General features: G+C 30.3%; 17 protein-coding genes and 1 pseudogene. 7 read left to right on the forward strand and 11 right to left on the reverse strand.

From position 1 onward, the window contains the following. The first annotated feature begins 153 nt into the window (after positions 1-153). The 3 genes from E4J94_RS13040 (at position 154) to E4J94_RS13050 (ending at position 1,489) form a co-directional block, all read left to right on the forward strand. Positions 154-780: a peroxiredoxin gene (locus E4J94_RS13040; RefSeq protein WP_135836237.1), complete on the forward strand. Its 627-nt coding sequence runs from the start codon at positions 154-156 to the stop codon at positions 778-780. 159 nt (positions 781-939) lie between these two features. Next, positions 940-1,257: a thioredoxin family protein gene (locus E4J94_RS13045; RefSeq protein WP_135836238.1), complete on the forward strand. Its 318-nt coding sequence runs from the start codon at positions 940-942 to the stop codon at positions 1,255-1,257. Beyond that, the gene (locus tag E4J94_RS13050; protein ID WP_038336694.1) at positions 1,238-1,489 is read left to right on the forward strand and encodes a DUF6952 family protein; all 252 of its coding nucleotides are present in this window, start codon (positions 1,238-1,240) and stop codon (positions 1,487-1,489) included. Before E4J94_RS13045 ends, E4J94_RS13050 begins: the two co-directional genes overlap by 20 nt. Positions 1,490-1,550: 61 nt before the next feature. On the opposite strand, the gene E4J94_RS13055 is transcribed toward E4J94_RS13050, so the two are convergent. From E4J94_RS13055 to amaB, 7 genes and pseudogenes are all read right to left on the reverse strand, one after another. Further along, the gene (locus E4J94_RS13055) at positions 1,551-1,754 is read right to left on the reverse strand and encodes a hypothetical protein (protein ID WP_135836239.1); all 204 of its coding nucleotides are present in this window, start codon (positions 1,752-1,754) and stop codon (positions 1,551-1,553) included. Further along, positions 1,714-2,235 (reverse strand): annotated as a pseudogene (locus tag E4J94_RS13060) (GLPGLI family protein); the annotation flags it as partial. The pseudogene E4J94_RS13060 and the gene E4J94_RS13055, both read right to left, overlap by 41 nt. 47 nt (positions 2,236-2,282) lie before the next feature. After that, positions 2,283-3,035, reverse strand: coding sequence for a GLPGLI family protein (locus tag E4J94_RS13065; protein ID WP_135836241.1), 753 nt, complete (start codon positions 3,033-3,035; stop codon positions 2,283-2,285). A 307-nt stretch (positions 3,036-3,342) separates the two neighbouring features. Next, positions 3,343-3,801 carry a hypothetical protein gene (locus E4J94_RS13070; protein WP_135836242.1) on the reverse strand — a complete coding sequence of 153 codons (459 nt, stop codon included), beginning with the start codon at positions 3,799-3,801 and terminating at the stop codon, positions 3,343-3,345. A gap of 18 nt (positions 3,802-3,819) precedes the next feature. Beyond that, entirely contained in the window at positions 3,820-4,599 is a 780-nt protein-coding gene (locus E4J94_RS13075) for an HAD family hydrolase (RefSeq protein WP_135836243.1), read from the reverse strand. Positions 4,600-4,661: 62 nt separating this feature from the next. Further along, the gene (gene lat, locus E4J94_RS13080; RefSeq protein WP_135836244.1) at positions 4,662-5,951 is read right to left on the reverse strand and encodes an L-lysine 6-transaminase; all 1,290 of its coding nucleotides are present in this window, start codon (positions 5,949-5,951) and stop codon (positions 4,662-4,664) included. A gap of 14 nt (positions 5,952-5,965) precedes the next feature. Further along, on the reverse strand, positions 5,966-7,495 hold the full coding sequence (gene amaB / locus E4J94_RS13085) for an L-piperidine-6-carboxylate dehydrogenase (RefSeq protein WP_135836245.1): 1,530 nt from the start codon (positions 7,493-7,495) through the stop codon (positions 5,966-5,968). A 141-nt stretch (positions 7,496-7,636) separates the two neighbouring features. Between amaB and E4J94_RS13090 the strand changes: the two genes are divergently transcribed. Together E4J94_RS13090 and E4J94_RS13095 are read left to right on the forward strand one after the other, a co-directional pair. Continuing rightward, a complete protein-coding gene (locus E4J94_RS13090; protein WP_135836246.1) occupies positions 7,637-8,803 on the forward strand; it encodes an acyl-CoA dehydrogenase family protein in 1,167 nt (388 codons plus the stop codon). A 72-nt stretch (positions 8,804-8,875) separates the two neighbouring features. Next, complete coding sequence (locus E4J94_RS13095) at positions 8,876-10,552, forward strand: PNGase F N-terminal domain-containing protein (protein ID WP_135836247.1); 1,677 nt, start codon at positions 8,876-8,878, stop codon at positions 10,550-10,552. Positions 10,553-10,572: 20 nt separating this feature from the next. Here the strand turns inward: E4J94_RS13095 and E4J94_RS13100 are convergent, their stop codons facing one another. Then, entirely contained in the window at positions 10,573-11,502 is a 930-nt protein-coding gene (locus E4J94_RS13100) for an alpha/beta fold hydrolase (protein WP_135836248.1), read from the reverse strand. Between the two features lie 414 nt (positions 11,503-11,916). On the opposite strand from E4J94_RS13100, the gene E4J94_RS13105 reads away from it, so the two are divergent. Both E4J94_RS13105 and E4J94_RS13110 read left to right on the forward strand, forming a co-directional pair. After that, positions 11,917-13,113: a CynX/NimT family MFS transporter gene (locus E4J94_RS13105; RefSeq protein WP_135836249.1), complete on the forward strand. Its 1,197-nt coding sequence runs from the start codon at positions 11,917-11,919 to the stop codon at positions 13,111-13,113. A 215-nt stretch (positions 13,114-13,328) separates the two neighbouring features. Next, positions 13,329-14,831, forward strand: a complete 1,503-nt coding sequence (locus E4J94_RS13110) for a tetratricopeptide repeat protein (protein WP_135836250.1) — start codon at positions 13,329-13,331, stop codon at positions 14,829-14,831. A 49-nt stretch (positions 14,832-14,880) separates the two neighbouring features. On the opposite strand, the gene E4J94_RS13115 is transcribed toward E4J94_RS13110, so the two are convergent. The 3 genes from E4J94_RS13115 to E4J94_RS13125 all read right to left on the reverse strand — a co-directional run bounded on the left by E4J94_RS13115 (position 14,881) and on the right by E4J94_RS13125 (position 21,369). Further along, positions 14,881-16,212 carry a metal-dependent hydrolase family protein gene (locus tag E4J94_RS13115; RefSeq protein ID WP_135836251.1) on the reverse strand — a complete coding sequence of 444 codons (1,332 nt, stop codon included), beginning with the start codon at positions 16,210-16,212 and terminating at the stop codon, positions 14,881-14,883. 138 nt (positions 16,213-16,350) lie between these two features. Further along, the gene (locus tag E4J94_RS13120; protein WP_135836252.1) at positions 16,351-16,881 is read right to left on the reverse strand and encodes a hypothetical protein; all 531 of its coding nucleotides are present in this window, start codon (positions 16,879-16,881) and stop codon (positions 16,351-16,353) included. 21 nt (positions 16,882-16,902) lie between these two features. Beyond that, a complete protein-coding gene (locus E4J94_RS13125) occupies positions 16,903-21,369 on the reverse strand; it encodes a DUF11 domain-containing protein (RefSeq protein WP_135836253.1) in 4,467 nt (1,488 codons plus the stop codon). Positions 21,370-21,753 lie beyond the last annotated feature (384 nt).

Genomic DNA, 21,753 nt, shown 5'->3' on the forward strand with positions numbered 1-21,753 from the left:
TAAATATAATTTATAGTTTAATCTATATTTGAAATTGAAAATGTATGGACAATTTAAAATATCAGTCTAAATTTGCATCAGTAAAAGAGTTAAAAACTATAATAAGTTTTATCAAATTGAGAAATAAAAAATAAAATATAAAAAATTAAAATTATGTCATTAGTAGGAAAAAAAGCGCCTTTATTCACAGCGCCAGCAGTAATTGATGGAGACGAAATCGTAGAAAATTTTTCATTACCAATCGGAGAAAAAAACATCGTTTTATTCTTCTATCCAAAAGATTTCACATTTGTTTGTCCAACAGAATTACACGCATTCCAAGCTAAATTAGCTGAATTCGAAAAAAGAGATGCTGTTGTAATCGCTGCTTCTTGTGATTCAGAAGAAACTCACTTAGCGTGGTTAAACACTGCTAAAGATAACGGAGGTATCGAAGGTGTTACTTATCCAATCGTTGCTGATTTAGCAAAAACTATCGCTATGGATTATGGAGTTTTAGCTGGAGAGTATGTTTACAATGAAGAAAATGATTCTTTGAAATTTGAAGGAGCTCCAGTTGCTTACCGTGGAACATTCATCATCGACAAAAACGGTGTTGTTCGTCACGAAACAATCAACGATTTACCATTAGGACGTAACATTGATGAGTATGTACGTTTATTAGACGCTATTTTACACGTTGAGAAATATGGTGAAGTTTGTCCAGCAAACTGGGAAGAAGGAAAAGATGCAATGAACGCTACTAAAGATGGTGTAGCTTCTTACTTAGCTTCTCACTAAAAATAACTTGAAAATCTTTTGATTTTCAAAATTCACAAAGAGGCTGTCTAAAAAATTTGACAGGAGATTTTAACGGATTCATTTTCAATAAAAATCACTAAGCTCAACACTTAGACAGCCTTTTTTATACCCAATTTTTAACTTATAAAAATTAATAAAATGTTTGCAGAATTAGAACAAGATAACTTAGCACAAGTAGTTGCTGACAACAATATAGTAATTGTACAATATGGTGCTGGATGGTGTGGAAACTGCCGTTTAGTAAAACCAAAATTCAAAAAATTAGCTGCTGAATATGAAGGTCAAGCTGAGTTTTTATATGTTGATGCTGAGAAATTAGTAGAATCAAGAAAATTAGCTGAAGTTCCGAATTTACCAACTTTCGCGGTTTTCAAAGGAGGAGTTAATGTAGGACAAGTAACTGCGTCTAAAATTGATGCTGTAAAAGAATTGATCAATGAAGCTGCCGGTATTTAAGAATTTAGCAAAAAACGTTTCTATTGAAGCAATGGAAACGGCTTTAGAAGTTTTGGAAGTTTATGCTGATTCCCCAGCTGTAAAAGAGCCAGAACAAGAAGTAATTGGAGAAATGATTTCTAACATTTGTGGAGCAATGGAAATGAAGCAAATGATGGAAGAAGAAGGATTGGATGAGCGTACTGCTGCCAATACTTTTATGCAACGCGTAATGGGTTCAATTGATAAATAATTTTATCAATTAGTTAGTATATAAAAAAGGATTTCACTTATGAAATCCTTTTTTATTTAGGTTAATTTTTATCTACTCCTTGATTTTCATTCGAACTTTGTTGGTTATAATCAGCTTTCAGCTTTTCAAATTCGGCTTTTGAAATTTCCTTAGCCTTGAATAATTTCTTAAATTCTAAATGATCTTTTGTTGTAACAGAAGTTGCTTTCAAAGAATAAGATGGATCAATAATTCCATTTCGAATAGATTCTACTTTTAATACCAAACCTTGGAAGATTAATAAATTCTTTTGGACCAAAACGTTTGGGTAAACTTGGTGCGTACCAAATAATTGATTTGTTATTATCATCATATTTTACAACTGCTTGTTTAACATCAAAACCCAAATAAGTCGATTTCTCTTGTGTTAGTTCGTATTTCAAATGTGTAGAAATTGTATCAGTTACAAGGTATTTTTTATTCTCTATCATCCATTCTTGTTTCATTTTATTTTGATTGAAATCTTGCTCAAAATTATACGAAAAAATACCATACATCGTAACCGATGCGTTACCTTGAGAATTATTAATTTTCTCAATCTTAGAAAAAACACTTTTTCCTTTTTCTATTTGTAGCACATAATTTTTTGGAACAGAAAGTGCTTTTATAAAATCATCATCCAATTTTTCTTCCTTCCCATCTTTTCCTATAATTCTAGGAATAGAAACTTCTTCGTATTCTATTTCCAATCCATTTTGAGCAAAACTTAAGCTAGAAAAAAACTAATAAAAATAACTAAATATTTCATTCAAAATTATTTTTTGTCCACTCCAATTGAAAAAGATTCTCTCATTTTTTGACGAGATTCATCTTGCAATTTTTTTAACTCTTCTTGTGTTATTTCTTCACCTTTTATAGGTTTAGTTTTAGACATTTTTTTAGGATTTAAGGTAATTTTATCCGCTTCATAAGTCATAATCGAACCAAATTTACCACCCGTTTCGCTCACCGTTTTCAGAATCAAACCTGGCAATCCATTCACTTGATTTGGCCCTGCATCAACCTTAATATCTGGCGCAAACCAAGCTGCTATTTGCTTACCTTTATCATTACCAATAGCTTTTTTTACTTTGTAACCCAAAATCGTATCTTCAATATCTGTAATTTTCCATTCATAATCTTTATATGGCGTAACCACAATAAAATTTTGTTTATCTAAAACGACTTCTTGGCGAAACGCTTTCTTACTTGTTTCATTAATCAGATCTTTATATTCTCCTCCAATATTAATTGAAAAAGCCCCCATAGAGCTACCATTTTGATCATTATTAATGGTTTCTATTTTTTTGTAAACGGACTGATGATCACTATATTCTAATTGATAATAAATATTTGGAGACCCTCCAATTTTTATTGTACCTCCTCCTTTTTGTGCTTGTTCTCTTTCAAACTCTTTTATTTTCTCTTCATCATGCTTTATATCGTATTTATAATCGACAATAAGCTTTTCTTGCCCAAAACCAAAATTCGAAAAAAGTAAAAATCCAGCTAGTAATAATTGTTTCATTGTGTTGTAATTAATTAATAGACTAAAATAATTTTAATTTTCAATTCTACAACAATAGAATAATTATTTAACGCAACATTGTGAAAGAAAAAAAATCAACTAAATGGTTGAACTTTTATATAACTTCTATTAAATAATATACTCCCATACCAAATAAGCGATATAATTAAGAATTAAATTAGTTTCCTTGATAAATGATTTCAATCAAAATGAAAACGATTAAATAAATACCAATCTTCTTATATTAAAGGTTTGACGAATTATCTTTCCTTTTATCTCCTAAAATAATATCATATCTAACATTAATTTATTTCTCTATAAACGGATCTTCTAACATTTGTAAGTTTTGTGTTAAATAATATAGCAATTGTTCTCTATCTAAATAGTAATCAAATGAAATCCCTATACGTGTATTACTCTTCAAAAGTAAAAAAAAATTTGACTGTACTTTACCAAAACGATCTTTAGTGTAATGAATAAAATAACCTGAAATTTCGTGATTATAGATTTTTTGCTTCTTAAAACCAAACCTACTAATTAACTCAAAATAATTATGGTAGATATTAATTTTATATATTTTTTCAAAAATCAAAAAATAAAATAATACCATAATAGATATTGGTAATGAGATAAATAGTTTAATGAAAAGATTTTCTCCTTTAAGTTCTAAAAGAAAATATATACCAACCCCTAATAAAGTAATAATAATTAAAATTGCCAGTAATATACTGGCTAAATTAAATTTGGTTATGTAAATTGGTTTCATTGTAGATTTTATAGCTTTCTAAATTATCTCAAAATGTTTCAGCGCATTCCATATTCCGTGATTGTCCGCAGAGGTTGTAACATAATCAGCAAATTCACGAACATTCTCTTTCGCATCGCCCATAGCTACACCAATTTTGCAACCTTTCAACATACTAATATCATTACCTCCATCACCAAAAGCCATTGTTTTCGATAAATCTAATTGATGACGTTCTGCTACACGTTCTATTCCACGCATTTTACTAATATCTTTCGGATTTATATCTGCAAAATATTCTATCCAACGCGTTCCAACACTATTTGTCAACACATTTTTCATCAAATACTCTTCTTGTTCTTCGTTCACAAAAAAGTTCATTTGCATGATATTATCTTTCGGCAAAGTTCGAGGATCAACAACTTCAGGAACTTCCATTCCAAAATAAGCAAACGATTTTTCCACATTCTCATTCACTCGATTGATACTAAACGCTTCTTTTGTCATATACGAAAATGAAAAAGGATTCTCTTCATCATATTGCAACAAAGCTTCTATATCATTAGGATTGATGTAATCTACAAAAAATGATTGACGATTTTCGTCCGAGCACATTCCTCCATTATTATTAATGTAACCATCAAAACCATATTCAAAAATATGTTCGGGCATATCAACCATATTTCGTCCTGTTGCAATGTATATTTTTTTGTTTTTTTGTTTCAATAATTTCAACGCTTCAATTGTTGAATCACTGATTTTGTGGTTTTCAAAACCTTGCAATGTTCCATCAAAATCGAAGAAAAAAGAATCTATCATAATTTTATTTTATCTAATGTAAAATTAAAAAAGCAACCTTCGTTTGGTTGCTTTTTTTTAGTTTATTTTAATGCTAATTTAATAATTTTAATGGCTTTATCCACATCTTCTTCTGAAATATTGAGATGAGGACGCATTCGCACTGAATTTTCTCCACAAGGAAGAATAATCATATGATTATCGAAACATGTTTTGATGAATTCTGAACGATCTTCATCAGAAATAAAATCAAATGCGATAAATAATCCTAGACCGCGAACCGAATGAATTTTCTTTGTTTCTTTGGCAATTTCATTTAATTTATTGATAATATATTTTCCTTTTTCAGCTGCATTCTCAACTAATTTTTCTTGTTCTATAACTTCTAAAATTAATTTAAAACGCAACATATCGATATAATTTCCACCAAAAGTTGAATTAATACGACTCGATTCTTTGAAAACATTATTCGGAATTTGATCTAATTTTTCTTTGTTTGCTAAAATCCCACAAACTTGAGTTTTCTTTCCAAATGAAATAATATCTGGGATTACATCATAATGCTGAAAAGCCCACATTTTACCTGTCATTCCCATTCCTGTTTGAACTTCATCAAAAATTAGTATAATTTCTTCTTTATCACAAATTTCTCTCAACTTTTGAAAGAATTCTTTTCGGAAAAAATTGTCTCCACCTTCTCCCTGAATTGGTTCAATAATAATGCAAGCTATCTTATTTTTTCTATCAGAAAGAACTTTCTCTATCTGTTCTATTGCTTGTTTCTCATGTTCAATAGTTTTACAAAGATTATCTTCTGTAACAGGATATTGAATTTTTGGGTTTTCTATTCTAGGCCAATTAAACTTAGGAAAGTAATCATATTTTCGTGGGTCTTTTGTATTCGTTAATGATAAGGTATAGCCAGAACGACCATGAAATGCTTGCTTGAAATGAATTACTTCTCCAGCCTCCTGCTCAATTCCTTTTGAAAAATTTAATCTAGTTTTCCAATCAAAAGCAGCCTTCAAAGCATTTTCAACGGCCAACGTTCCACCCGAAATAAAGAATAAATATTGTAATTCTTTTGGCATTGCAACACGCTCAAACGTATCTATCAAATCTGCATAATCTTTTGTATAAATATCTGACATTGCAGGTTTATTAACTGCATTTCGACCTAAAAAATCTATTTTAGACATCAAATGTGGATGATTGTATCCAATCGCTGTTGAAGCGAACATCGAAAATAAATCCAAATATTCAACGCCATTTTCATCTACAACATAAGATCCATGCGATTTATCCATATCCATTACAATTGGATATCCATCTGCTAATATATGTTTTGCTAATCTTTCGTGTACTGTACTCATTTCTATATTTTTTTTTAAAAATCAAACTTAATTCCTTGCGCCAATGGCACTTCTGTCGAATAATTAATTGTATTCGTTTGTCGTCGCATATAAGCTTTCCAAGCATCCGAACCTGACTCACGTCCACCTCCAGTTTCCTTTTCCCCACCGAAAGCACCACCAATTTCAGCTCCAGATGTTCCAATATTTACATTCGCAATTCCGCAATCAGAACCTTGTTGACTTAAAAATAATTCAGCTTCACGAAGATTATTTGTCATAATAGATGATGATAATCCTTGCGCTACATTATTCTGAATTTCAATAGCATTTAACACATCCCCAGAATATTTGATTAAATATAAAATTGGAGCAAAGGTTTCATGTTGAACAATTTCGAAATGATTCTCAACCTCAGCAATTACAGGCTTTACATAGCAACCGCTTTCAAAACCATTTCCTTCTAAAATTCCTCCTTCAACGATAATCTTTCCTCCTTCTTGATTAATTTTTTCTAATGCATTTGAATACATTTCAACCGCATATTTATCAATCAACGGACCAACATGATTTGCTGTATCCAACGGATTACCTATTTTTATTTGTTTGTAAGCATTTACTAACGATTCTTTTACTTTATCATAAATCGATTCATGAACAATCAAACGTCTTGTTGTTGTACAACGTTGACCAGCAGTACCAACCGCACCAAAAACAGCTGAAGTCAACATAATTTTTAAATCTGCATCTTGCGTAACGATTATCGCATTATTTCCACCTAATTCTAAAATTGTTTTACCCAAACGAGCAGCAACAACTTTATTCACTTCAATTCCCATTCGCGTAGAACCTGTTGCAGAAACCAAAGCCACACGAGAATCTTGCGCAATTAATTCACCAATTGTTTTATCGCCCATCACCAAAGAAGAAACTCCTTCTGAAATATTATTTTCTTTTAAAACTTCTGCTAAAATATGTTGACACGCAACCGCACATAAAGGTGTTTTTTCACTTGGTTTCCAAACTACAACATCACCGCAAACCATCGCTAAACACGTATTCCAAGACCAAACAGCAACTGGAAAGTTGAACGCTGAAATCACTCCTACAACTCCAAGCGGATGATATTGATCGTACATGCGATGCAAAGGTCTTTCCGAATGAATTGTCGAACCATATAATTGACGCGATAATCCAACTGCAAAATCACATATATCAATCATTTCTTGTACTTCACCCAAACCTTCTTGATAGGATTTTCCCATTTCATATGAAACCAATTTTCCCAAGGAAGCCTTTTTCTTACGAAGTTTATCTCCAAATTGACGCACAATCTCTCCTCGTTTCGGAGCAGGAATCATTCTCCATTCTTTGAAAGCTGTTTGTGCTTTTTTTATCACTTCTTCATAATCATCTTTGGTTGATGATTTAACTTTTCCAATCAATTTTCCGTCTACTGGCGAGTAAGAAGAAAGCTCTTCACCTTTTCCAAACCAAGTATTTCCTGTCGATGTTCCGAGATTTTCGGAAGAAATACCCAATTCTTTTAATTCGTTTTCTATCATTTTTTTGTGTTATTTTGTGTTTTTAACTTTTACCTAAATTAGTCAAAAGTTTCATAAATTAAAATTTTTAATAAATATTATTCAGAATAATTTTTAATTTAATGAATAATCGTTAGATTTAATAAAATAAAACCGCATAAAATGAATTCAACTACAGATTATTTTAAGATTGATGATTTATTAACCGAAGAACATAAATTAATTCGTCAATCTGTTCGAGATTTTGTGGACAACGAAATAAAACCTGTGATAGATGATGCTGCGCAACATCACAAAGATATTCCAGATTTAATGAAAAAATTAGGTGCAATTGGCGCTTTAGGACCTTATATTCCTGAAGAATATGGAGGCGCTGGTTTAGATCAAATGTCGTATGGATTAATCATGCAAGAATTAGAACGCGGCGATTCGGCTGTTCGTTCTGCTGCATCAGTACAATCTTCGTTAGTGATGTATCCAATTTTTTCTTTTGGATCAGAAGAACAAAAACGAAAATATTTACCAAAATTAGCTTCAGGAGAATTCGTTGGAAGTTTTGGGTTAACTGAACCAAATCATGGATCAAATCCAGGAGGAATGGAAACTCGTTTAACTAAAAATGGTGATCATTATGTCTTAAATGGCGCAAAAATGTGGATTACAAATTCACCAATTTGTGATATTGCAGTTGTTTGGGCAAGGGATGAAGAAGGAAAAATTCGTGGTGTTATAGTAGAACGTGGAATGCAAGGTTTTACAACACCAGAAACTTTGAATAAATGGTCATTAAGAGCTTCAAAAACAGGTGAATTAGTTTTCGAAAATGTAAAAATTGAAGAATCTCAGATTTTACCAGAAGTAAGTAGTTTACGCGGACCTTTATCGTGTTTAAATTCGGCTCGATACGGAATTTCATGGGGTGTAATTGGCGCTGCAATTGATTGTTACGAATCAGCTTTGAAATATTCATTAGAACGAACACAATTTGGAAAACCGATTGCTTCTTATCAATTACAGCAGAAAAAATTAGCTGAATTTATTACAGAAATTACGAAAGCTCAGTTGTTGTGTTGGCGATTAGGAACATTGAAAAACGAAAATAAAGCAACGCCTGAACAAATTTCGATGGCGAAACGCAATAATGTAAAGATGGCTATTGATATTGCGAGAGAATCTCGTCAAATTATCGGTGCAATGGGAATTGTAGGCGATTTCCCTATGATGCGACATGCTGCAAACCTGGAGTCTGTAATCACTTACGAAGGAACGCATGATGTCCATTTATTGATTACTGGTGCAGATGTGACAGGAATTAATGCTTTTGTGTAAGATATTTTTTCATACAATCAGATATTTTTATAGGTTTACAATTCGTTTGTAAACCTTTTTTATTTATCACACATGAAATTGAAATCAATTCTATTTTTCATTTTTTGTATTCAGGCTATTGTTCTTGATGCACAGGAAACCTACAAAATTACTTATGAACGCTTTTCGAATGGAAAGAAAGTCGAAGAAAATAACCCAATACAAGTTATTGCTAATACGAAAGAAACCATTATTGGAAAACAACAAAGCTTTAATGATTCAACAAATTATCCTGATGAAATGTTTTATTACACTAAAATAAATCCATCAATTATTTCATTAATTACGCAATTTGATTCGATTAATTCTATTATAACAAATGATTCTATTGCGTTTAATAAATCTGTTTTCACAATTTCTAAAGAAACGAAGCGAATTTTAGGTTTACGTTGTAAAAAGGCTACGACAAATATCAATTCGAATACAATAGACGTTTGGTTTGTTGACAATATGGATTTGAATGCATCCCCAACAATGGTAGGAATGAATTTGGGATTTGTTTTAGAACTTACGCGAAATAATAATTCAACCATTCGAGCTTCAAAAATAGAACGTGAAAAAGATTTGATTCCAAGCCAATTTATCCAAAAAGAATTGTATCAAAATCGAGTTGATTTGTTGACGTATAAAGACATTATTTGGAAAAGTAAATTCGTCGATATTCCACTTTTATCACATCAACAAATTAATTTTAGTAAAGATTTTTCTTCCAATGATTCAATTTATCGCTTTGCAAATGGAACTGTTGTGGTTCGAAAAATTAAAATTCCTCAAATTAAAGTAGGAAGCCAAGTTTTCTTAAATGTTTCACAACAATCGAATGGTGATGCTTACGATAGAACTGGTTCTGTATTTTTGATTCCACGTGATTCTAAAATTACATTTATGGATGGTTTACAAAAAGGAATCAATCAATTACCAATTTATACATCAGCAAGTAATAAGAAATATCAAGGTTATTTTTTGACAGAAAATTATTCGCCAACTATTGAATTAATGCGCTTTTTCACACCTTTTGGAATCAAAAAATTCAATCATATTCAATTAAAAAATCAAACATGGGAAACCGAAGCAAAATATCGTCAAGAAATTACAGAATTTCAAGGTCTATTATCTAATCAAGAGGTTTTAATCGGTTTCTTTATTGGAAATTATGATCAAGGCGGACATATTATTTCTGCCAATATTTCTGTTCATCCTTCAGGTTCTACAACAATGCCAATTAAAAAGGCTTTACCAATTTTCAATACTGCAAATGTGATGGAAATGGCTGGACAAGAATACTCTACTTTGTTCGAAAATCCGAATGGTTTTACAGTAGAATTCACGTTGAAAGAAGATTACAATAATGCTAAATTACGTTTTACAACAACTGGACATGGTGGTTGGGAAAATGGTGATGAATTTGTTCCGAAAGAAAATAGTATTTTTCTTGATGGACAAGAAGTGTTTAATGTTATACCTTGGAGACAAGATTGTGGTTCATATCGCGCTTATAATCCTGCGTCTGGTAATTTTGATAATGGTTTATCATCTTCTGATTATAGCCGCTCTAATTGGTGTCCAGGAACAATCACAAATCCATATTTTATAGATTTAGGCAATTTAAAAGCCGGAAAACATAGTATACAAGTAAAGATTTCGCAAGGAAAACCTGAAGGAAATAGTTTCAGTTATTGGAATGTTTCTGGTGTTCTTTTAGGAGAATAATTTTTTTGGAGCAAAAAGATTTATTTAACATCTTTTTGCTCTATTTTTATGTGATTTATTAAAACCGTTAACCAATCTATAATATCTTGATATACTTCATCTCTGATAGATTCATTCAATATTTCATGTCTCAAGTTTGGATATAATTTTATTGAAACTTTTTCGAAACCATTTTGCTCTAAATCTTCATACGATTGCAAAACTCCTTTACCAAAATCACCAATTGGATCATCTGCTCCACTCACAAAATAAATAGGTAAAGATTGCGGTATAGCTTTTGCCCAATTCTTTTTTGTTGCTTGTATATTTAAATTAATCAAAGTATAAAAACCGTTAACAGTGAAAGGTATTCCACAAAGAGGATCTTTCAGAAAATTTGAACGATTTAACTCATCTAAACTAAGCCAATTAGTATCATGAAAATTTTCTTCATTTTTAAAATGTTTATTATTTGATTTTGAAAAAATAGTGTTAAGTAATTGACTTCTTTTATGAGGAATCAATTTATTTAGAAGACTTAAAAAACTACTCAATAAATTAATTCCAGGAATTCTACCTCCTGTTCCCATAATTATAGCGCCATCAAAGTGATTCCCATATTCTTGAAGTAGGCAACGTGTTATAAACGATCCCATTGAATGCCCTAAAATAAAATGTGGTAATAAAGGATATTGATCTTCTAACCATTTTGTCATAATTTTAGCATTTCCAATCAGTTTTTTTTTAGGATTTTCTAAGCTAAAAAAACTATAATCTTTTTCTATTTTCGCTGTTTTTCCATGTCCCAAATGATCATATAACAAAACTAGAATTCCTTTGTCTGCCAAATACTTTGCAAAATTCTCATATCGCCCACTATGTTCTTGCATACCATGGATAATAAGTAAAGTAGCTTTGATTTCTTCTTCAGGAACAATCGTTTTATAAAATATATTTAAAGGAATATTCATTGTTTTCATATTTGGTGTAAGTAAATTTACCAAGAATTTAAATTTTTTACTTACTTTTTAGTTTAGGTTTTAATTTTGTAAAAGCTGAAAAACTTTTAAAAACTACTTTATATGTCATTTCACTTAATGTAAAATTATTACTCTGTACTTTTTAAAACACTAGTTAATTGCAAATATTTTTAAGGTATAATTCTGTTTCTTATCTAAAGATAAGTTATAGATTTGAATAGACATATTTGCTTTTTCAACTAATTCTTCAGGATGAAAATAATGAGAATCCTTATATATTATGAATATTCTCTTATTATTTGTTTCATCAATCTTTATTCATTATGTCGTTTTATATATAATTTATGGCAAAATTAATAAAAACGACATGATTAATTTTGTAATCGAAATATTAAAATTTATCAAATGAGAGAAAAACAACAAAATAATAAATATATATGGATTGGAATAGTTGTAATAGTATTAGTTTCGGCTAATTTACGTGCACCTATCACAGCTGTAAGTCCTATTCTTGATGAAATAAAACTACTATTAAAAATAGATAATTTCCAAGCAAGTTTACTTACTTCTATTCCTCTTATTGTATTTGCAGCTTGTTCTATTTTAGTTAGCAAAGCTATTTCAAAAATTAATATTCGTCATGCATTAATCTATTCTTTAATTATTTTAATAATAGGTCTTTATATTAGAATTTATGGAAATGTTATAGCATTATATATTGGATCTCTATTATTAGGGTTAGGAATTTGTATCGGTAATGTATTAACTCCAGCTTATATAAAAGATACTTTCCCTAATAAAATAGGTATGATGACAGGAATTTTTTCTGTATCGATGAGTTTAGTTGCAGCTACTGCTTCTGGTCTAAGTATAGCTATTGGGGAGTGGACAAACAAAGGTTGGAAAGGATCTCTAGGAATTTGGATTATAGGTGGAATTCTTGCTCTTTTTATAGTTATTGTAGATTCATTAAAAAACAAATCAACTACAAAACAAAAAGAAAATAATATCAATAATGTTGAATTCAATATTTTTCGTTCTAAACAAGCTTGGAATATCAGTATTTTTATGGGACTTCAATCATTAATCTACTATTGTTTAGTTGCTTTATTACCTACTTTATTAATAGATTATGGAATGAATAAAGTTGAAGCTGGCTGGGTTTTTTCAGTCTTGCAATTAGCTATGTTGCCTGCAATGTTTTTTAGTCCAATTTTAGCTGCTAAAATGAAAGATCCAAAAATAATGATTTACATTACATCTATTCTATACATTATAGGAATTGTCATGTTTATCGTATTCAAATCAAAATATAGTTATATCAGTGCTATTTTAATTGGAATTGCAGGAGGATTTGCTTTTAGCCTTTCTATTTTATTTTTCTCATTAAGAAGCAAAACAATCGCTGGTACAATAAAAATATCAGGAATGGCACAATCTATTGGTTATTTAATTGCTGCTTTTGGTCCTCCTATTTTTGGAAAACTATATGATTTAGATTCTACTTGGAAATATTCTCTTTTCTTTTTATTACTATGTATTATCATTATGACATTCTTTGGAAGCAAAGCAACTAGACCTAAATTTATAGAAGAATATTAATAGAAATATAAAAAAGTGAAAATTCAAGTCTGAATTTTCACTTTTTTATTTAACCATAATTAAACAAAAAAGCCTAATTATTATCAATTAAATTATTGTGTACACAAAAACAATAACGTATTTTAGCGTTAATTGATCAAGACAATCTAATCAATATTATCAACCACTCTTTATTACTTTATATTTAATTAAATCTGGTTAATTAGAATAAAATAATGAAACCTAAATCGACCTTTGTAATTGCATTTATCATATTGATAAATCAATTCGTTTTTGCAAATGCAAAAAAAATCTCTAATAATGAGATTGACAGTTTATTACAACTCGCTAATAATTATGTTGTAATAGATTACAATAAAATGTTTTATGAAGCAAAAAAAGCAGTCCTCTTATCTGAAAAATCAAACAATATATCCAGAAAAATAGAAAGTTATAATATGATTTCAAAAGCATTAATTGCTTTAAATCATTTAGAAGAAGCTTCCTATTATATAGACAAAGGTTTAGAAGAAGAACATGTAAAAAACAATCATAAACTAAAAGCAATTTTTCTTTCTACACAAGCTACATATTATAGTAAATTAGGACTTACAGATAATTACTTTCAAAAAAATTTTGAAGCTCTAGAATTAATTAAATCTAAAGATGATATAGAATCACAACTTCTCAAAGCAAATATTTACATTAAATTTGCTGATTACTATTTTGATAAAAATGATTACGAATCCACTCACTTTTATGCTGATAAATCGATTAAAATAATAGAATCTATTCCTCTTAAAGATTACAACAACTCAAAAAATATTTTTCGAATCAAGCCTTACATTTATTTTTATAAAGGCTGGTTCTATATCAACAATAACCAAGCAGAAAAAGCTAAAGAATACATTGATAAAAGTTTTAAATACGCAATTAATCAGAATTATAAGTATCTTGGAATTTTCTATGAACTATATGGAGATTATTACTCTCAAACAGAAAATTATGACAAAGCTATCGAGTTTTACTTAAAATCTATTGAAAACAACAAATCCTTTAATGATAGCCATTCTTATGTAGACTCTAAAATTGCAAAAGTTTATCATATAATCGGAAATTACGAACAAGAGCGTTTCCATCTTAATAGTGAATCGTCTGGTCGTAAAAAAGATATTATAAAATCTAAAGAATTACTAGAATATGAGTTTCTTCGAGTTCAACAAAAATATACTATTCAGCAAAAAAACACTCAAAAAGAATACTTTGTAATTATTTTGATTATTTCTATTCTTTTCATAATTAGTTTCTTAACTATCTATAATTCTTTGAAAAAACTAAGACAAAAAGCTCTAACTGAAAAAGAGCTTCAATTAAAAGAAAAGGAAGAAATTTTAAGTAAAAATGAACAGGAAATAACAAATTTACATCAAAAAGTAAATGAAAGTTTTGGTCAATTAATAGAAATGGCAAAAAGTAATTCTCCCCAATTTTGGTGTCGTTTTCAAGAAATATACCCGCATTTTTCTATCAAAATGTTAGAAGTTAATCCTTGTTTAAAAAATAGCGAATTAACTTTTGCTGCATATATTTATCTAGGTTTTACAACAAAAGATATTGCTAATTATACACATAAAGCTTTAAAAACTATTGAGAATAACCGCTATAATCTAAGAAAAAGATTATATCTAAGTCCTGATAAAGACTTAATGTTGTGGCTTAAAAATCAAATTGATAATTAAAAAAATAGGGTTAATTAAAATTAACCCTATTTTTTATCTAAAGTAAAACTTACTTCTTCGAAGTAAGTGTGTTTTTAAAAATTTGTCCGTCTTTAATAATCACTAAAAAGTTCTTTTCAGGGTTTGCTATTAAAGATAAATCTTTTAAAGGGTTTCCGTCAACTAATAACAAATCGGCTAAAGCTTGTTCTTCAACAACGCCTAATTTCCCAGGATATGGATTTCGTAAACCCGAAAGTTGCAACAATTCTCCATTATCTTGCGTAACCATCTTTAAAATCTCAGCATTTGTAAACCATTTTTGAAGACGTAATATGTAACTATTTTGATCATCATTTAATTCAGGTTCAAAAAGAAAATCGGTTCCCCAAGCTAATTTCACACCTAATTTCTTCGCCAAAGGCCAAACTTTATCTTGTCCGTCTAATACAGGTTTACGCTTTTCTTTGCGTTGTTCGTCCATATTATCGTTGTTGTCCATCAAGTTTTGAAGACTTAACCAAACACCTTTTTCAGCAAGTATTTTTAAAGTTTCTTCATCTAACATTTGTCCATGTTCAATTGATTTTACACCAGCTTCTACAGCTCGTTGTACAGCTCGCGGCGTGTAAGCATGAACCATTACATACGTTCCCCAATCTTCGGCAGCATCAACAGCAGCTTTCATTTCGTCAAAAGTATATTGTGTAACATCAATCGGATCATACGCAGATGACGTTCCGCCGCCAGCCATTAATTTAATTTGGCTTGCTCCAAAACGTAAATTTTCTCTTGTAGCAGTCAAAACTTCATCTCGACCATCGGCAATGAAAGTTGCTCCTAATTCTTCTGCTCGAGAAGCTTTTCCAAAAAAGCGACGCGAACGTTCATCTGGAGTTCTAAAATCTCCGTGTCCTGCAGTTTGACTAATTGTAGCACCAGAAGGCCAAATACGTGGACCTGCGACTTTGCCTTTATCGATAGCTAATTTCAACGGAAAAATAGGTCCGCCAGCATCTCGAACGCTTGTAAATCCTCGTAATAACATTTTATGAGAAGCTTCGCCAACTTTACTCATTAAAACTTCTTGCGACATGTCTGGAGACATCATTTGCGCCATTGTTAATGAACCAAAAACCATATGAACATGAACATCAATTAATCCGGGCATTAAAGTTTTGCCTTTCCCATTGATTTTTACAACATCCTGATTTTTAACAGAAATTGCTGAAAAACTTATTTTTTCGATTTTTTGACCAGAAACCAAAACATTCATTGGTTGAGTTAATGCTGACGCTTTGTGGTCTAATATTCTAACATTTTCGATTAGAATTTGTTTGGTTTGTGCAAAAGTAAATGTAGTAGTAAGAAGAATAAGTACAAATAAAGCCTTAATTTTCATAAATATATTCGTTTATCGCTCTAATATACGACGAAAGTTAAATTTTTCACTAATAAAACAATATGATGTTTTTGGAAATTTAATAATTTATCAAGTTATAAAAAAACAAAACAGAGCTAGCTCTGTTTTGTTTTTAATTTATTTCCAATAACTCCAAACTATTCCATCAAATACAGCTAAGGATTTACTTTCTGTATCATAAACAATTGTACCAGCTGCAGGGGAAAGAATATTTTCATGCGGTTTATTTACTTTAGGTAAAATTAAAGCTTTATCTGTTGCTTCTAATACTAAAACTCCTTTAGCAGAAGAAGTTTCAGCTCCTATAACAACTCCTTCTCCGTCTTCCTGAGATGTGTTCATGATTCTATTTGTTGTAATTGTATTATTTGATTCATCTTTTTGCTCTAACAAAGAACCAGAATCGCTTAATTCAAGCCAAGCAGAATTTTGCATAACTTTCAATTTCATATCTGTAAAATCCATTAAGATTGTTCCGTTTTCGTAACTCGTAGAACTTGATACATTAACAACTGGAAGAAGTATTCCTTTATTATCTGTACCAAAATCAAGGATACCATTACCATCTACAATATTTTTACCTATTGATACTTGAGCATAAATATTTGTTGTAAAAAAAGTTAGTATTACTAATAATATTTTTTTCATGTCATTAAATTTTAGGTTTACTTATTCGTTACAAGATCGTTGAATACAATTCCAATTTGTTCCATTATAAATTTTTATACAACGATCCTCTGTATCATACACAATCATTCCTTCAACTCTTTTATTAACTGGTATATCTGCAGCTTTAACTCTTGTAAGTACCATTCCTTTTTTATATGATTCTAATACAAGGAACCCATTTGCAACATTTTCGGGCCAACCAACAATTTGATCTTTAAAAGTAGATATTCCTACACTTGACGATTTTGCGACACCTCCTTTTGATGGTTGTGTACAATATGAACAAAATGGAAGTTCTATTTCTCCGTTTGTATAAGCTGTTGCTGAGCCTAAACACACATCATCAGATTCGCTTTCTAAAGCAAAATCAATTGTTAATGGAGCTGGAAATAGATCTTGTCCAATATTTATCATATCTGCTCGTTTAGGTGACTTAATTTTAAAAGTAATTTGATGAATACCTTTGGGTATACTGAACCCTTCTATTGATATTAATCCATCTTCAAAATTTTGTGTTATCCCACTACCTGATAAACTTAGAGATGAAGAAGCAAGAGAATTAAGGATATATAAGAAGTTTTCATCAAAACCAATTTCCAATATAGAATTTGTAATTGCTTGCGTATTTGGATTATTTACCGTCAATGTTGCAGTTAATTCTTCTTCTTCTGAATAACAAGTATCATCTATCTTAATACTTGTTAGAATTGGTTGAGGCCTATCAGAATCTGCTGCATATGTATTAGTTGGTGAACATCCAATTGTTAAACGATCACAACTTTGAAGTGTAACTGTAGATCCTAAATTTACTTTTGACTGATAAGTCAAAACTGCTCTATTACTATAATTTCCAGAAGCTGCTGTTTCATCAAATCGTGCTCTTGCTCTAAATGTAAATGTTTTAGATCCTCCTGGAACTTCGATTCCTTTTATTGTTAATGTATTGGATAATCCATAATCATTGATTATTGCATTTGTTATTGCTGTTTCATCTATTGATAAAGATTCTGGCACCCATTTCATTCCAGCTGGTAAAACATCAGAAAAATCTACTGGAAAAGCATCACAACCTGTATTAGTAATACGGAATGTATAATCAACTTCTTCACACAATAAAACATCAGTAGAACCTTGTTTCGTGAAAATTAATCCGTCTTCTGTAGGAGGAGGCAAAGGAGCAGGACAAGTAAATTCCATTGGTCCAATACCTATACGTTTATATCCTAGAACTGGTCCTCCTGTATACTTATGTTTAATATATATTTTTTCTACTGCATCTTCGAATTCTACAAAAACACGTCCTCTTTCACTAGTATAACCAGAAGTTTTTCTATTTGCAATTGCTTTATTATATTGAATTGTATAGCTACTTTTTTCTGGTTTAGCAACATAACTTAATTTGGGTTTTATAATTGCTGCACCACACATTCCATATACTTCAACATCATCATATCGAACATATCTTCTATCTATTTCAAAAATTTCAAATGTAGCTGCTGCAGCTTTAGATAATACTATTTCTGTTTGCATCACATTATTTCCATTTCCTCTTTTTCTATATTCTCTCAATGATTTTCTAACCGAAGCTCTTGGGTAATTTCTTGTTAACCATTCTGATGGAGCTTGTAAAGAAACATTGACCTGAGCAGTAAAATCATCTCCTAAATCATAATCTGTAGACAAACTACCTTTTATCCAATTTTTTGATGTAAACTCTAACTTCTTACTTCCAGAAAACTCACACGTGTCACATGATCCAGGTACCATTTTTGCTCCGAATGTAAAATATTTATACTTTCCATAGAATGTAAAATCTATTTGATGAACTCCATTAAAATATTCCATAGGCACCATTTGATCCCATTGATTATTTTTTAGTTTAATTTCGGAATCTGCTACTAATAAAAAAACTTCATATCCTGCTCCTTCAAATGGAAATCCGCTACCTCCCACACTCAACCTAACAGATTTTGGAGTAGGATTATTTGTATTAGCTGTTGTATTTTGTGCTAACCATATTCTTCCTGTTGGACCAGTAAGTGTTTCATCTATTTCTCCACATATTGCAGTATTACCAGCAACAGATGTTGGAGTAAATGAACCTTTATTATCTCCAATAAATAGACCATTCAGATTTTCAAAAGACTCTCCATTTGTTACACATGGTATTGTACCATTTGTCATTAAAGTAATTACACCTTCATCTGTCGTTGATTTTGATCTATACAGATTTAAAGCTTGCGCATCATCTCTTACTAAACCTGCTATATTATTATGATAATATCTATTTACAACACTATTTCCTTCCCATACGATCGTTTGATTATCAGATAATTTATACTGATAGTTAAGTTCAGGAAATGTCTTGTTTTCATCTAATGTAAGTCCATATTTCATTCCTAAATAAGAACGTATTTTATCTTGTTCTTGAAGTGTCAACGCTTTTTCATAGAAAAAAACCTCTCCTATCAAACCTTTAAAAGATCCACCAGTCAAACTAGCTCCTCCTAATGTAGATCCTCTAGCCATCCTAAATGCATCTCCGAATAAACCTGTAGGAGATAATTGATCTTGCCATCCTCCAAAATCGTAAACAATACGTCCAGCTCCATTTATACCATTTGCTTTAGAAATCTGTACCATTTGCAAATTTGTACTATTCGCAGAGAAACCTGCTACTGTTCCATTATTATTAGTTTGTCCTGAACCATCATTCCTAATTCGTCCTTGTCTATCTGCAGCATCGAAACCTACCGCAGGAAATCTCGTTGTACCAGATCTAGGATCAGCACTACCAAAACCATGTGTATAAAGTGTACTACTATTACTTGGATCTGAATAGTATAGTACAAAAGATGTAGATCCCAAAGGTGCGTCTGTTGACATTGGTCCAGTTAATGTAGCTAAATAAGCTGTTGCATTAAATTCTAAAGCAGGGTTAAAATTCATTCTTGGATCACAAGACAAATATTGAGGAGCAGTTTTACTTGAATAACTAACTGCATCAAGTGTATAATTATTCTCAAATTTTGTTAAATCTCTCCAAGCTGTTACATTAGTTCCATTTAATTCAATATTCTCTGCACTTGGATCTAGCCAAACTCTAAGTCCATCTGTTACTCCTCCTGGAGCTGTTAAATAATAAGAATACGCGATATAATCACCATTATTTACAACAACATCTTTTGCAACTTTATTTCCATCTAATAAATAAATTCGGGTTGTAGCAGGCACAAAGTTTGCATTTGGAGAAATTAATACATAAGTAGCTGTTCGTTCTGGACGAATATTAACAATAAAACTACTTTTCCCATATGTCTGTGCTTTTAATATTGTCTTGGTAATCTTATTTACTTCTAATGATAGTGTTCCATTCTGAAAAGAAGTTCCAACTGGATACTCATAGTTAGAGCTTCCTGACAAACCATTTGATCCCAAAAACAGAAATGTATTATTATCTAAAGTAGATATATTCTCTTTATTTAAATTGGTTAAATCCCCTAAAAAAACAGTTGCAAATTTATTTTCATAGCTTGAAGATTGTTTTTGATATAAACCACTACCATCATCTCTTCCTAATCCAAACAGATTATAACGATATGAAATATTATTACCAGAAGTTACATCCCAAATAGTAGTACCTGAAGAATTAATTTGATGAGGTTGAGTCAACATATCTAGTTCTACTCCATATTTTAAAGATAAATATGTTTGTACTTTTTGTAATTCAACTGTATTTACTGCTGAACCTATGTTACTTGATAAAACAATAATTTCTTGAATATTTCCATAAAATGGATATGTTGCACTCAAATTCTCATTACCAATAACACTAAAACCATCTGAAGTAGACATTACTCTCGCATTACTCATTGTACCAAATAAACTTCCATTAAAATAAAGTTTATCGAATGTACTTCCATTATTCATACGTGTAGCCAAACTAATACCTGCCATTTTAGCTGGAGTAGCATTACTACCTACAGAATAAGTACTTCCTGTACTTTGTGTTGTCATAAACGGATTACCATATTGCCAACCATTATTACTACCTCTACTTGCATTAAAAGAAAATACAACTCCTCTTGTTGATGTTGTAGTCTCCACTCTTGATACATAAAAAGTAAAATAAGATTTAGATGCAGAAACAAAATGTCCTCCATGAACTAATTTTCGATTTGATGTGCCTGGAGCAAACCGAATAGAAGGTTGAAAGTTCATTATATTAACATTATCAAAAGTAGGAACAGCATAAGTAGAATATTTAGAATAGTCTCTTCCTTTTCCTGAATGATCTTTCCACTGATTAACTCCTGCTCCATTTGATAAATTAATATCATCTGCTTTTAACCAAAGCTCAACTTCAAGAGAAGTACCTCCTGGTTTTTGTGCAAAAGTTATTCCCATCATAAGACTGAAATAAATTGGCAAAACAGCTTTTAAAATATGTAATAAACTTTTTTTCATTTATTTAAATTCTATAATAATTAGTATTAGGTTTTCGATATTTGGCTAGTTTCTACATATAAATCTTGAAAAATTTCAAGATAATACTGATTAAAACTAAGACTCTCTGTATTTTTCATTTTCATAGTATTTTTGGTTATATAATTAATGGATAATAACTTTTAATATAGAAGAGTATTAAATAATAGATAAATTACTTTTTGAATATGAATAAATAAACATGCAGGTAAAGAAAATAATTCTTTACCTGCAATAGTTTACTTATTAAGTCAACAAAAAATTTTTCATAGGTTATAATATTTTTAGGTTGGTTGAATTTTGGTTTAATTTTTAGAATAAATGGCTTATAACTTTTTTTATTTCATCATTAATTACAATATAAAA

This window comes from Empedobacter tilapiae (assembly GCF_004785645.1).
GTDB lineage: Bacteria > Bacteroidota > Bacteroidia > Flavobacteriales > Weeksellaceae > Empedobacter > Empedobacter tilapiae.